13 protein-coding genes and 1 tRNA gene are annotated in these 13,480 nt (G+C 38.0%); 9 read left to right on the forward strand and 5 right to left on the reverse strand.

Translation table 11 applies throughout. From position 1 onward, the window contains the following. The first annotated feature begins 12 nt into the window (after nt 1-12). From AC4MRQ_RS12805 to AC4MRQ_RS12825, 5 genes are all read left to right on the forward strand, one after another. Nucleotides 13-180 carry a hypothetical protein gene (locus AC4MRQ_RS12805; RefSeq protein WP_491198076.1) on the forward strand — a complete coding sequence of 56 codons (168 nt, stop codon included), beginning with the start codon at nt 13-15 and terminating at the stop codon, nt 178-180. 211 nt (nt 181-391) lie between these two features. Continuing rightward, nucleotides 392-559 (forward strand): hypothetical protein, encoded by a 168-nt coding sequence (locus tag AC4MRQ_RS12810; protein WP_491198077.1) that lies wholly within the window; start codon nt 392-394, stop codon nt 557-559. Between the two features lie 228 nt (nt 560-787). Continuing rightward, nucleotides 788-952: a hypothetical protein gene (locus AC4MRQ_RS12815; RefSeq protein WP_491198078.1), complete on the forward strand. Its 165-nt coding sequence runs from the start codon at nt 788-790 to the stop codon at nt 950-952. Nucleotides 953-1,165: 213 nt separating this feature from the next. Beyond that, nucleotides 1,166-1,333, forward strand: a complete 168-nt coding sequence (locus tag AC4MRQ_RS12820; RefSeq protein ID WP_491198077.1) for a hypothetical protein — start codon at nt 1,166-1,168, stop codon at nt 1,331-1,333. Between the two features lie 148 nt (nt 1,334-1,481). Further along, nucleotides 1,482-2,768: a tetratricopeptide repeat protein gene (locus tag AC4MRQ_RS12825; RefSeq protein WP_491198079.1), complete on the forward strand. Its 1,287-nt coding sequence runs from the start codon at nt 1,482-1,484 to the stop codon at nt 2,766-2,768. Between the two features lie 1,311 nt (nt 2,769-4,079). Here AC4MRQ_RS12825 and tpx read toward each other — a convergent pair. Beyond that, nucleotides 4,080-4,577, reverse strand: a complete 498-nt coding sequence (gene tpx, locus AC4MRQ_RS12830) for a thiol peroxidase (protein ID WP_491198080.1) — start codon at nt 4,575-4,577, stop codon at nt 4,080-4,082. 127 nt (nt 4,578-4,704) lie between these two features. Further along, nucleotides 4,705-7,809, reverse strand: a complete 3,105-nt coding sequence (locus AC4MRQ_RS12835; protein WP_491198081.1) for a cytochrome c biogenesis protein — start codon at nt 7,807-7,809, stop codon at nt 4,705-4,707. A 267-nt stretch (nt 7,810-8,076) separates the two neighbouring features. On the opposite strand from AC4MRQ_RS12835, the gene AC4MRQ_RS12840 reads away from it, so the two are divergent. The 4 genes from AC4MRQ_RS12840 (at nt 8,077) to AC4MRQ_RS12855 (ending at nt 11,635) form a co-directional block, all read left to right on the forward strand. Next, nucleotides 8,077-9,630, forward strand: a complete 1,554-nt coding sequence (locus AC4MRQ_RS12840; RefSeq protein ID WP_491198082.1) for a methyl-accepting chemotaxis protein — start codon at nt 8,077-8,079, stop codon at nt 9,628-9,630. 103 nt (nt 9,631-9,733) lie between these two features. Continuing rightward, nucleotides 9,734-10,975 carry a hypothetical protein gene (locus tag AC4MRQ_RS12845; protein WP_491198083.1) on the forward strand — a complete coding sequence of 414 codons (1,242 nt, stop codon included), beginning with the start codon at nt 9,734-9,736 and terminating at the stop codon, nt 10,973-10,975. Nucleotides 10,976-10,989: 14 nt separating this feature from the next. Further along, complete coding sequence (locus AC4MRQ_RS12850) at nt 10,990-11,154, forward strand: hypothetical protein (RefSeq protein ID WP_491198084.1); 165 nt, start codon at nt 10,990-10,992, stop codon at nt 11,152-11,154. 10 nt (nt 11,155-11,164) lie between these two features. Further along, nucleotides 11,165-11,635 (forward strand): DUF4268 domain-containing protein, encoded by a 471-nt coding sequence (locus AC4MRQ_RS12855; RefSeq protein WP_491198085.1) that lies wholly within the window; start codon nt 11,165-11,167, stop codon nt 11,633-11,635. Nucleotides 11,636-11,644: 9 nt separating this feature from the next. On the opposite strand, the gene AC4MRQ_RS12860 is transcribed toward AC4MRQ_RS12855, so the two are convergent. From AC4MRQ_RS12860 to AC4MRQ_RS12870, 3 genes are all read right to left on the reverse strand, one after another. Next, on the reverse strand, nt 11,645-12,526 hold the full coding sequence (locus AC4MRQ_RS12860; protein ID WP_491198086.1) for a hypothetical protein: 882 nt from the start codon (nt 12,524-12,526) through the stop codon (nt 11,645-11,647). 7 nt (nt 12,527-12,533) lie between these two features. Then, nucleotides 12,534-13,232, reverse strand: coding sequence for a RadC family protein (radC, locus tag AC4MRQ_RS12865; RefSeq protein WP_491198087.1), 699 nt, complete (start codon nt 13,230-13,232; stop codon nt 12,534-12,536). Between the two features lie 91 nt (nt 13,233-13,323). After that, nucleotides 13,324-13,395 (reverse strand) — tRNA-Glu (locus AC4MRQ_RS12870). Nucleotides 13,396-13,480: the final 85 nt, after the last annotated feature.

A 13,480-nucleotide genomic window follows, 5' to 3' on the forward strand; every position in this document is an offset into this window, starting at 1 on the left:
AATATTTGAGTCATGAAAAATTTAAAAGCATTTTTAGCAGTAGGTTTATTTCTTGTTGGTTTAGGTTTCACTTCTTGCAGCAGCGATGATAAATATGTTGAGCCGGATATTCCGGAAAAAGAGAAACCTCTTCCACCAATTAAAGAGAAACCCCTACCTCCAGTTGTAGATCCTTTTTAATTATGGATGAAGCGACAGTAGAGCATTTTAATAAATACAAAGGTTGTTAACTATGTAGTTAGCAACCTTTGTATTTATATACATGCATGATTCACATACCATTAACTTGACCTTATTGGAGTTATAGATGGACCAATAAGGCTAAAATTAAAGCCCATTACGTTGCATTTTTGTAATGTAAACATTTAGTAATCATTTTAATATTTGAGTCATGAAAAATTTAAAAGCATTTTTAGCAGTAGGTTTATTTCTTGTTGGTTTAGGTTTCACTTCTTGCAGCAGCGATGACAAGTATGTTGAGCCGGAAAAGCCAGTTCACTTACCAATGGAGCCACCTGTTCATTTGCCAGAAGGTCCTGAGCATTTACCAATTCCATAAACAGTAAGCCCTGCTTAATCTAAAAGCAAAACGTTAGTAAGGAATTTTATAAACAAAGGTTGTTAACTGCATAGTTAGCAACCTTTGTGTTTGCATACATATGTATGATTCACATGCCATTACCTTGGCCCTTTTGGAGTATCAGATGGGCCAATATGGCTAAAGTTAAAGCCCAATACCTTGCATTTTTGTAATGTAAACATTAGTAATCATTTTAATATTTGAGTCATGAAAAATTTAAAAGCATTTTTAGCAGTAGGTTTATTTCTTGTTGGTTTAGGTTTCACCTCTTGCAGCAGTGATGATAAATATGTTGAGCCGGAAAAGCCAGTTCACTTACCGGCAGAGGAACCTGTTCAGCCGCTTCCCCCTCCTGTGGTTGATCCTTTTTAATTATGGATGAAACGTTAATAAAGACTTTTTATAACACAAAGGTTGTTGACTCAATGGTTAGCAACCTTTGAGTCTATATACATATATACATGATTCACATACCATTAACTTGACCTTATTGGAGTAATAGATGGACCAATAAGGCTAAAATTAAAGCCCATTACGCTGCATCTTTGTAATGTAAATAATTAGTAATCATTAAATATTTGAGTCATGAAAAATTTAAAAGCATTTTTAGCAGTAGGTTTATTTTTAGTTGGTTTAGGTTTCACTTCTTGCAGCAGCGATGACAAATATGTTGAGCCGGAAAAGCCAGTTCACTTACCAATGGAGCCACCTGTTCATTTACCAGAAGGTCCTGAGCATTTACCAATTCCATAAACAGATCATTATCAGAGTATGTATCTCATACTCCTGAAATTCCCCAAGGGTTACTAGTCAATTGATTAGTAACCTTTTTTTATTTTTCAACTTAACACTTGTTATTCAACTAAGTTTTTAGTTATATTTGAGTCACAAATAAATAACTATGAAACTGAAGACCCTCTTATTTATCTCAGCACTATTTTTTAATTCCTTATGGAGTACACTCCATGCACAAAGCATACAGCATTTATTTTCAGAAGGTAATTATGCGGATATCATTACACAACTGGAGAAGCGAATTAATAAACTTGGCATCGAAGAAAATTATTACCTCTCCCTGGCTTATCAGCAATGTGGCTATCCTGATCAATCAATCCACTGCCTGTTAAAAGATTCAACCAAACTACCTGCAAAACATGAGGATTTACTATGCCGCTGTTACCTTCAAACAGGTAACTACGAAAAGGCCCTACCAATTTGTAGTAACAGATACCTGACGTCACCCTATGATATTACAAATATTATTAGGCTCGCCGAGATCAACAATTTTTACAAAAACTACAATGCCAATATTGATATACTTGGCAAGTACGTGTTGCAAGATTCATTGAATTATAATATCAACCTCTTATTGGCCGAGAGTTATCAAAAGTCAAAAGATTACGAAGCTGCCATTGAGGTTTATAATGTCATTCTTCAACTGTATCCTGACAACCTGAAAATTGCGCTGCGACTTGGACAGCTTTATAACGGTCAAAAACAGTATGTCGAATGTCATGAGCTGTGCATGCCTTATATTGACAAACTGAAAAACAACCGGAACTTTCTGTTATTAGCCGGAATAGCTAATTTCAAAAATGGTTCAAATCACAATGCAAAGGTGATGTTTCAACGATTAAAGAACCAAGGTGACAGCTCATTTATTACCACGAAACATTTAGGTATTACGCTTTACCGGCTTGAGAGTTATGACAAAGCCGCTCAATATCTTCAATCAGCCATGAAACTAAAGGATAACGATCCGGAGGTAGCTTACTTTCTTGGTGCTTCACTCGGTCAGTCAAATCAACCACTCGATGGAAAACAATTTCTTTTACTTGCCCAGGAGCTTATAAAGCCCTCGCCTGCATTAATGGAGAAATCAAATGTAAAGCTTGCTCTCATGCATTTTGATACTAATCATTTCAACGAAGCAGTAAAATACTATCAATTGGCTTATGAATATGCACCAGAAACGAGTCAATACCTTTATCACATAGCAACAATTTATGACTATGCGCTGGAGAACCCTAAAAAGGCTGGTATATATTACGAAAAGTTTATTAATGCTTTACCGGAAGAACTCAACGAAAAGAAAAGTAATGAACGTTATGCCATTCAATTAAGAACTGTTGCATCAAGACGATTAGTAAGTCTTAAGGAAGAAGATTTTTTTAGGAATGGGATTTAGCTTAATTCCGCAAGCGGAATTTCACAGCCCGCAGATGACGCAGATTTTCGCAGAAAGTGTTTTCACCGATTTGAGTGAATGAAAATATGTGGTAATCCGGTTATTTCAGAACAAGTTCTGCGTTATCGTGGGGAAAGAAAACAATAGATGCAACATTTTCTCGCGATAAGCCTATAAAAAGCCACTAAGCGAGAATTGTTTCCCTTTCTTACTCACCAGCTGACATTTATACACTGCTAATAGTCAGCAGGTGAGCGGATGATGCTCATAGTCACGAGAATGCCTCGTCATATAGCCAAGGTGCAAATCAGGATATTACAATACATCTGAAACACTGCTTTATTTTACATTCATTTGGCAATAAGTTTCTGAAATGGTGTCACATTTTGAAAACTGATAGCAAAGAATAGCTGAAACGGTCACTCATTTCAAAATCAGATAGGAAACAACATCTGAAACGCTGTCACATCTTGCATTCATATAGAAATAAGCTTCTGAAATAGTATCGCATTTTGAAAACTGATAGCAATGAGTAGCTGAAATGGTCGCTCATTTCAAAATCAGATAGGAAACAACATCTGAAACACTATACCATTTTGTATTCATATCGAAATGAGTTCCTAAAATGGTGTCACACTTTGAAAACTGATAGCAAAGAATAGCTGAAATGGTCACTCATTTCAAAATCAGGTAGGAAACAACACCTGAAATGCTGCTTCATTTTACATGCATATAGCAATAAACTTCTGAAATGGTGTCACACTTTGAAAACTGATAGCAAGGAATAGCTGAAACGATCACTCATTTCAGAATCAGGTAGGAAACAACATCTGAAACGCTGTCACATCTTGCATTCATATAGCAATAAACTTCTGAAATGATATCACATCTTGAAAACTAATAGCAAAGAATAGCTGAAACGGTCGTTCATTTCAGAATCAGGTAGGAAACAACATCTGAAACACTATACCATTTTGTATTCATATCGAAATGAGTTCCTGAATTGGAGTCACATTTTGAATTCTGATAGTAAAGAATAGCTGAAACGATCACTCATTTTAAAATCAGATACAAAACAACATCTGAAACGCTGTCACATCTTGCATTCATATAGAAATAAGCTTCTGAAATAGTATCACATTTTGAAAACTGGTAGTAAAGAATAGCAGAAACGATCACTCATTTCAAAATCAGGTAGGAAGCACCAGAATGTTCCTATAACCATAGCTCCTCTTACTAAATCAATAAAAAAGAAGGTGCCGCAGTAGCAACACCTCCCCTTCTATGAATAAAACTAAACAACTAATTATTTTATAAGGCTTTTAATGCCGCTTCGTAGTCTGGTTCGTTAACGATATCATCTACCTGCTCGCTATGACTTACTTTACCATTTTCATCAATCACAACAACAGCTCGTGACAATAGTCCAGCCAATGGACCATCAGTCATTTTTACCCCATAATTCTGGCTGAATACTTCATCTTTATACTCTGACAGTGATACCACTTCATCCAAACCTTCAGCTCCGCAAAAACGTGAATGAGCAAATGGTAAATCGCGAGAAACACATAAAACAACTGTATTATCCTGTTTCGATGCCTCATCATTGAAACGGCGCACTGAGGCTGCACAAACACCTGTATCAACACTTGGGAAGATGTTTAGTACAACTTTTTTTCCTTTATAATCTGCTAAAGATACATCGCTTAAATCAGTCTTTACCAGAGAAAATTCAGGTGCCTCTGCCCCTACTCTTGGAAGATCACCTGCTGTGCTAACCGGCGAACCTTTAAATGTTATTTTTGCCATTTTGTTCTATAATTTTGTTATGATTCCTAAACAACGGATTCAAACAATTTGTTTGCCGAAAAAATAAAAAAATGGCTGAAAACTTATTAGGTTTCCAGCCATTCATATGATAATGATACATTTATATCTACTCTATTTCTCCATCTTTTTCTTTAGGACTTAATGCCCGCTGCACTTTTCCTTCATTATAGTAGGCAAAAAAGGAGACTACAGCAATCACCACAACCGTGTAATAAACAAATGACGGAATAGGCACCGGATCACCTTTGGCATATGAGTGCATACCGGCCAGGTAATAATTAACACCCAAATAGGTCATTATAACGGAAGCAAATCCAATCACCGACCAGAAATTAAAAGTGGTTAATCCACGCATACCCGGAATAAAACGCATATGTAGAATAAAAGCATAAACCAAAATGGTAACGGCCGACCAGGTTTCTTTCGGGTCCCAACCCCAATAACGTCCCCATGACTCATTGGCCCATACTCCACCTAAGAAGGCTCCGATGGTTAAGAAATATAGTCCTACGGTCATCGACATTTCTGCAATTGAGGAAAGTTCCTCAATGGTTAATGAGAATGTTTTATTGGTTTTTGTTGATTTAACCCCGAATAATATCAAATTAAGAAAACCTAGTAAAGCTCCCAATGCTAAAAAGCCATAGCTGGCTGTAATAATCGCCACATGTATTGTCAGCCAATAAGATTTCAACACCGGCACAAGGTTCGTAATCTCAGGATTCATCCAACTAAGATGTGCCACCATTAAGATGATACCAGTGAAAAAAGAAGTAACTGACAGTGCTATGGGACTTTGCTTACTAAACAACAAACCCGCAAGTAAAGTACTCCATCCGATGTACAGCATCGATTCATACCCATTACTCCATGGAGCATGTCCTGAAATATACCATCGAATAGCCAACCCAAGGGTATAACCAATAAAAGCGACCACAATCAGCATTAATCCTCCACGAACAATCCACTTAAACTGCCACTTTGGTTTTACCAGCGTTGTTAACTGGAAGAATAGTAAAACGAGTCCTAATACCAGAAAATATGGCATTAAACTCATAAATAATGAGCTGTTATTATAGAATATTTCAATATCCTTCTTGGTTTCTGATGGCAGTATCTCCTGACCGTACTTCATTTGGTAATCAGCAATAGCCTTCACATAGGTAGCTTCCTCTTCTTTCTTTCCCGATGAGATTGCTTCAATATACATCCCAAACAAATTACGTACTAACAGGCTATCTTCTTGCGACATTCCTTTGGCTTTGGCACCAGGTGTCAACCAGCTGGCCTGTGCATCTGTCGATTGAGGGAAAAGCTTCAGAAAGCTCCCCATTTGCGACATATAAAGTACATTAATCTGCTCATCTACTTTCACAGCTTCCTGCTCCAGCTTATTCCGGTATGCAGGCCGCTTTCGGTAAGAATCTTCAACCAGCTTGCGTATTTTATACTCTCCTTTGGGTGTGAAAAAATCTTTAAAAGCTGCTTTTTTACCACTAATCTGCAACATACCTTTCATCTGATCATGCTTCACAGTGATCATTGGTATCGCTTGCCAATAGGATGGGTCAATCATCATGCTTAAGATTACTCGATCAGCCGACCAGCCTTTAAAAGTGTGATGCTTAGCCAACTTACGAACTACTTCACTATTGAGTGTGTTAAGTGGCTTCATCCGTCCACCATTATCCTGTACCCAAAGTCTGCCGAAAGCCTCAGCAGTTTCCTGGCTAACCGGATGAGGTGGATTCAGTTCATCCGCCATAGCCGGCACACTAATTAGCAATGCCAGCAATAAGGTAATTTTCTGCTTCTGCTTGTAGATTTCACCTGTCCGCCTGATTAATTGACGGAAGCGCGTATTTGGAGCAATTAATGCACCAAACATCCCGAGTGTTAATAACAGGTAACCGGCATAGGTCAGCAGAGTACCCCACCAGTCGCGATTAACTGACAAAACAGTTCCTTTCTCATCCATATCGTATGATGACTGAAAAAAGCGATACCCGTGATAGTTTAAGATATTATTCATGAAAATGCGACGATCTTCTTTTAAGCCAGTTCGTTCATCCAGTAAAGTAACCTCACTGGCAAATGAACTTGGACTTTCACTTCCCGGATAGCGTTCCAGTTCAAACTTATTCAGATGTAATGAAAACGGGATACGAATGGTTTTAGCACCATAGGTCACTGTAAACTTAACACCATTAATTTCTTCAACATGAGGCTTTCCTAACACATCCTTTTGTCCGAATACAAAGAAGTCTTTACGCTTATCGCCTAATTCAGCGACAAATTTAATAGCATCAGGTAAGCCACGTCCTTGATCCCCCTCAACAGAAACCGGTTCAATAACTGCACTTTCAATGTAATTGGTCAATACCATTTTCAAATCTCCCACACTATATAAAACCCCATTAAACAGTTTATGAATGGAGTCAGCAGCAAAAGTTTGAGAATTGCCTGTTTGCATTTGCATCATGCTGGCTTCAACAGAAGGTTTGTAGTGAGGCATCCCTTCTATTACACTCAGAACGATAGTTTGTCCATCTTCCTTTTCCGGATTAAATGCAATACGGTGTTCACCTACTTTTACTTCGTCACCTTCAAACAGCGAAAACTCCTGACGGCCGGATGCTGCCGATAAAACTATACTAATAGCAGGTTTACCACCAGGTTTTTCAACAGTACGAGATGCAGCCTGTGGAATATAAAGATCGCTCCGTAACTTTAATTTTCCCTGAGGTGTCGAAAAACTTGATTTATACTCATTTGGACTCACAACTGAGTAGAGCACATGTTCATTATCGTTAGTTTGATAATCACCCGCTTCAACCTGCACACTAACAAACTGATCGCTTGATAAAATACTATTCGACTCTTCTCCTTCGCGAATGTGCATCATGCCTTCATAACCTGCATAACGTGTTATGGCTGCACCTACAATTATCAATAAAAATGCTAAATGAAACACCAAACCGGGTAATTTTTTAAGGCTAAAACTCTTAAATTTAATAAGATTACCAAGCATATTTATCGCCAACACAACGAACACCAGTTCAAACCACCAGGCATTATATACCAATGCTTTAGAGGCATTTGTCCCAAAATCATTCTCAATAAAAGTTGCGACACCTAAAACGGCTCCCAGGAACAGTAACAGACTGCCCATCAACCAATAAGCCGTCAAGAATTCAAAAAATTTCTTCATTTTTATAAGATTGGATATCTAAATCATTTGCTTCCTCATTCCTTATTACACATCATCATTATGATGGTAATACAAGTAAAATCCGGCTCAAAATAGCAAATAAGACCCATAAATCTGAATATTAAAGTGATATTTTTATCTCAGCTATTAACATATCTAAAAATCCCGACTGACTGGTCGACTTAATTCATTCGAATTCAGAAATAAATGTAAACCTTTTTAGTTCGACTGCGTAGAGGGGGCTATTACTAATCGGAAACTTTTAAAATGAAAATTACAACGAAAATCATCGTTTTTTCGTTGGGAATGCTAATTGTATTAGCTATGGCAATCACAATTCCATCAGCTTATATTAATTATCAAACTCAACAGAAAGAACTTAAGGTCTTGGAGGAGATGCTTCGCAGCGATTTTGATCAACTCATTAAGCATGAAGTAGAAACTGTGGTCAGCTTGTTACATGAATTTAATGCTGAAATTGAAGCAGGCATCATTGAAGAGGAAAATGCCATTAAATTAGCCAAACAGGTTATTCGAAATTTGAAATATGGAGATGACAGTTACTTTTGGGTCGACACCAAGGAAGGAATAAATGTAGTACTTCCGGGCAATGAAGAACGGGAAGGATTAAGTCGTTGGAATTTACAGGATAAAAAAGGAAACTACCTGATTCAGGATATCATTAAATCGGCAACAAGTGGAGATGGCTATTCAGAATATTGGTTTCCCCGTCCGGGTGAACAAGTAGCAGTACCCAAAAGAAGTTACGCCGCCTATTTTGAACCTTTTAATTGGATAGTCGGTACTGGTAATTATATAGATGATATTGAGAAAGCTGTCAATGCTGAAAAAACCTTTCAACTAAAAGAAATCAGGCGCGGTATTATTATCACCTCTGCTATTATTGTTGGAGTACTGATACTATTCTCTATCCTGATTATTTACTTTGGGCGTCGCTTTGCATCAACCATTGTTGATCTTTCGATATCGACCGAAGCCATTGCAAACGGCAACCTGATGACGGAGATCAAAAAAACTCATAATGATGAAATTGGTAAGCTTCAGGAATCATTGATCAAAACAACGAAGAAGCTGAAAGAGATAATGAATGAGATAATAAATGGCTCCAATAATGTATTAGCAGCCAGTGAGCAAATGTCTCAATCTGCCGAACATATTTCCAACGGAGCTAATTCTCAGGCGGCATCGACTGAAGAGATATCATCTTCCATTGAAGAGATGGTATCCAACATACAATCCAATGCCAATAATGCATCTTACACCGAAAAAACGGCGAGCGAAACGGAGAAAGGAATCAATGAGCTACAGACAACGGTAGAGAACAGCCTTGAAGCCATGCAGAACATTACTTCCAAGGTGGCAATCATTAAGGAGATTGCTGTTCAAACCAACCTTTTGGCTTTAAATGCCTCAGTGGAAGCAGCACGCGCCGGTGAAGCCGGACGGGGTTTTTCGGTTGTCGCTACTGAAGTTCGTAAACTATCAGAAGTCACTCAGACAGCTGCAAGTGATATTGATGAATTATCAGAAAATAGTTTGGCAATTGCCCAAAAATCATGGCAGGCAATGAAGGATTTGTTACCTGAAATCTCCAATATAATTCATATGATACGTGAGATACATGCATCAAGTAAAGAACAAGAGGCAGGAGCTAACCATATCAACGGAGCAATACAGTCGTTAGTCAGCATTACTTCTGAATACTCTGCTTCATCCGAAGAAATGGCATCCAGCTCAGAGGAATTATCACGTCAGTCTGAAATGCTAAATAAATCCATTTCGTTCTTTAAAATAAAGTAACAAAACTCATGAATATAAGGCACAAAGCAGCTTGCACATAACTAGGCTTTTTTGTTGCTTTGCATCGGTAAAAACAACATTATACAGGAGACAATTATTAAAAATGAAAAGAATTTTAACTGTCGTAATAATCACCGTTATTACAACATTAGTGTTAGCTCAGGAGAAAAAACCTTTTAAGGTTGAAATACATGGATTTGTAGGTGTTAATGCCTACATGGATACGCGCCAAAGCGTTGCTGTTAGAAATGGAAATATTTACCTGTTCCCAAAACCAGCAAGTTTTGATGCAGAAGGCAATGATTTAAATGATCATGCATATTCTGATATTGATGCTTCGTTTAGCCGCTTTAACATTGGTGTTAGCGGGCCGGATATGTTTGGTGCCAAAAGTTTTGCTTTTATAGAGGGAGATTTTTTGGGAGACAAAGCAACAGGTCATCAGGATGTGAATTTCCGTTTACGCCATGCTTTTATTCGCTTAAACTGGGATAAAACCAGCTTGCTGTTTGGTCAATACTGGCATCCACTGTTTATCACTGAAAATTTTGCCAGCACAGTAAATCTAAGTTGTGGTACTCCTTATCACCCGCTTAACCGTCAGCCAATGATACGCGTTGGTCATCAGTTAAGTAATAACCTTGAAGTCATTGGTTTCTTAATGAAACAAAACGACTTTTTAGATAAAGGTATGCACGAGGCTTCTGAGAATACAATTGTTCCTGAAACAGCTTTACAATTAAAATACAAATCAGATAACTTCTTTGCTGCTTTAACAGGGGGATATAAAGTACTGCAACCTTCATTAGCAGATCCCAACACTGGTATAAAGACCGACGAAACTGCTAAAGGTGGTTATTTTACAGGTTCACTAAAGAAAAACTTTGGCTCATTCACATTTAAAACCGAGGCCTTATTTTCAGCTGGTATGACTAATGTAGTTTTACTGGGAGGTTTTGCAGAGAAAACGAATAACACCACGGAACGCGAATATACCGCCATTAAGAACTTCTCAACCTGGGCTGATATAGAATCAAATGCTAAAAAAGTAAAGCCAGGAATCTTGTTTGGTTACACAGAGAACTTAGGTACGTTTGATAAAGCAACGCCATTAGCTGGCTACAACATCGGTGGTAATATTGCCAACATGTATTCTATAGTTCCGCGTGTTAAATTTATGGCTGCTCCAAAAGTTTGGTTTGGACTTGAATGGATGTATGTGGTAGCTGCATATGGCGGCACTGACGTTGATGGAAATTTCAAGTACGATGAATATGCTAAACCTATCGATACAGAGAGTTTTAGCAACAGTCGTTTAACAGCCAGCATGCGTTATTCCTTTTAATTTACAGGCTCGCGATGAAACAAAAACTTGCAGTGGCAGCCATTTTAATGATTATAGCCGGCTTTGGTATGATCCACAGCACAAAAGGTGCGATGGAAGTAATCAGCATGCTATTAATTGGCTTAGGTTGTGCTTATCTGCTATTTTTGCTTTTGAAAAACAAGTCTGAAGACAAATAAAAGGTTAGCAATGTTTTCGAAAGAAGAGGCGAAAGAAATACGACAACTGTTCTGGCACAAGCTTGAAAACCGAACCAGACGATTGCCGGGTCAAAAAGGCAAGAAAATCAAATGGATCTTTGATGAGACCGGCATTAAAGGTCTGGATCTGCGATTCGATATTAACCGGGAACGAGCTATTGTTGCACTGGAGATCAATCATCGAAACGAAGATCGCCGATTACAGTTGTATGAAAAACTGGAAGCTTGTAAAAACATCTTCGAAACTGAATATGGCTCTCCACTTGTATGGGATTACCTTTACACAAAAACAGAAGGACGGGATGTTTGCCGGGTGTATGAAGAATTGGCTCCAGCAGACATGTATCGCCAGGAGCAGTGGCCCGAAGTGATGAAGTTTATGATCGATCGTATGATCCGTCTTGAGAAAGCATTTCTGGAAGTAAAAGACTTCCTACTGCATGATGAATTGGGAAAGTGAGACAAAATATTAACGAGTAAAAAGGCTTACCCATCGAGGTAGGCCTTTTTCATATATCATACAATGGTGACGATTCGATGTGAATAACTTTCCCAGCTTCTTTGTATTAAATGGAAAATCGAGCGTTAAATTAGAGCCTGCATTATTTTTCAATATGTGATAGACTATCGCTTTAACGCCACATGAATCACTATCTACATCTGCTGAATGCACCAGAGATAAATTATTATTGGCTTTAAGAAAAAAAGCACAGGCCATCATTTCATTATGACCATCATATGCCGCATAAACCCCGGCATTCTTATACCGAATTGCAAAACTCATTATCGGAAGTAACTGATCTAATTCTCTTTCTCTGGAAATTACATTTTTACGTTTAACAAAAGCCAAATACTCACCTGCATCTAACGACCTTACTACTGATACTCTTTTATGCCGGTAATCATTGATTATTTTCTCTAATTGCCCGTCAAACTGCACTTCTATATGCTGTATCGGCCTTATTAAATCCAATACAGCGATTTGTCGTTTTTTTAGCAGAGCAGATATAAAATCAGGCAATTTATTGTAGCTATTCAACACTAAGCAAACATGCTTTACTTTAATTTGCATTAGCATTTCCAATATCAATTTATTGTCAATGGGCTTTTTATTTATTATTCCCAGGTAAGGAGTCCAATATGGATTAATCAGTTGCTTACCAATTATACTTCGCTTTACCGGCACAGGCAAAACAGCATCATAATCGTTCAAAACTACTGCTTCCCATTCCGGGCTTACAATATCCAAATACCATGTTTGAGCAAATACATGTCCGTTGATTGCTGCTTTAACACAAGCGTCCCATTTGCCGTCTTCAATTTCATTTCGATTATATCTGCTAATTTGCATTTTCACCTCATATCATTCCTTCATCGGCATAACTGAAATATCCATTGTCGGTAACAATAATATGATCCAAAACCGGAATATCCATAATGCGCCCTGCTTCACTCATTTTCTTGGTTATTTTAGTATCAGCATCACTAGGTTGCAGGTTCCCGCTTGGATGATTATGACATAGTATAATGGACGACGCCAGATGATCTATGGCTGATTTAAGAATTAAGCGTACATCTATAACTGTACCAGATATCCCTCCCTGGCTAACTTTGTTCTGAGCAATTACTTTATTGGAGCGGTTAAGCATTAATATCCAAAACTCCTCATGAGGCAGGTCTCCCAATACCGGCTGAAAAAGATCACAAACATCTTTACTACATGAGATCTTATTTAGTGCTTCTGTATCCTGCAATTTGCGCCTGCGACCTAACTCCAAAGATGCGACAATACTAATAGCCTTGGCCTCTCCGATACCGTGGTAATTAGTTTTTAGATCATTTACAGTTTTCTTGCCAAGGATATTAAGGTTATTCTGACAATCTTTCAGAATTTTTTTTGATAGCTCAACGGCACTTTCTTTAGTACTTCCTGAACCAATTAAAATAGCTAATAATTCAGCATCAGATAATGAGGCCAGTCCCTTATAAATCAGCTTTTCGCGCGGACGATCCTCCAAAGCCCATTCTTTTATACTGAGGTGTTCGTAGGTTTCCATCTTTTTCTTTTATCAGAAAAGATAAAGAGGCTATACGAGAAAGTAAATATCAGTCATAAAAAAAGCTCTCCGTTATGGAGAGCTTTTGATGCAGTCCCTAGGAGAATCGAACTCCTGTTTCAAGGATGAAAACCTTGCGTCCTAACCACTAGACGAAGGGACCTTATTGCCGTTTTGGCTATAAAGTTTTAGATGCAGTCCCTAGGAGAATCGAACTCCTGTTTCAAGGATGAAAACCTTGCGTCCTA

The sequence above is a fragment of the Carboxylicivirga sp. genome, from assembly GCF_982718395.1.

What these genes read in the sequence shown, in the direction of transcription:
- AC4MRQ_RS12825 (WP_491198079.1), top strand. Translation starts at nt 1,482, where the DNA reads ATGAAACTGAAGACCCTCTTATTTATCTCAGCACTATTTTTTAATTCC.
- AC4MRQ_RS12845 (WP_491198083.1), top strand. Translation starts at nt 9,734, where the DNA reads ATGAAAAGAATTTTAACTGTCGTAATAATCACCGTTATTACAACATTA.
- AC4MRQ_RS12840 (WP_491198082.1), top strand. Translation starts at nt 8,077, where the DNA reads ATGAAAATTACAACGAAAATCATCGTTTTTTCGTTGGGAATGCTAATT.
- AC4MRQ_RS12850 (WP_491198084.1), top strand. Translation starts at nt 10,990, where the DNA reads ATGAAACAAAAACTTGCAGTGGCAGCCATTTTAATGATTATAGCCGGC.
- AC4MRQ_RS12810 (WP_491198077.1), top strand. Translation starts at nt 392, where the DNA reads ATGAAAAATTTAAAAGCATTTTTAGCAGTAGGTTTATTTCTTGTTGGT.
- tpx (WP_491198080.1), bottom strand. Translation starts at nt 4,577, where the DNA reads ATGGCAAAAATAACATTTAAAGGTTCGCCGGTTAGCACAGCAGGTGAT.
- radC (WP_491198087.1), bottom strand. Translation starts at nt 13,232, where the DNA reads ATGGAAACCTACGAACACCTCAGTATAAAAGAATGGGCTTTGGAGGAT.
- AC4MRQ_RS12820 (WP_491198077.1), top strand. Translation starts at nt 1,166, where the DNA reads ATGAAAAATTTAAAAGCATTTTTAGCAGTAGGTTTATTTTTAGTTGGT.
- AC4MRQ_RS12805 (WP_491198076.1), top strand. Translation starts at nt 13, where the DNA reads ATGAAAAATTTAAAAGCATTTTTAGCAGTAGGTTTATTTCTTGTTGGT.
- AC4MRQ_RS12860 (WP_491198086.1), bottom strand. Translation starts at nt 12,526, where the DNA reads ATGCAAATTAGCAGATATAATCGAAATGAAATTGAAGACGGCAAATGG.
- AC4MRQ_RS12835 (WP_491198081.1), bottom strand. Translation starts at nt 7,809, where the DNA reads ATGAAGAAATTTTTTGAATTCTTGACGGCTTATTGGTTGATGGGCAGT.
- AC4MRQ_RS12815 (WP_491198078.1), top strand. Translation starts at nt 788, where the DNA reads ATGAAAAATTTAAAAGCATTTTTAGCAGTAGGTTTATTTCTTGTTGGT.
- AC4MRQ_RS12855 (WP_491198085.1), top strand. Translation starts at nt 11,165, where the DNA reads ATGTTTTCGAAAGAAGAGGCGAAAGAAATACGACAACTGTTCTGGCAC.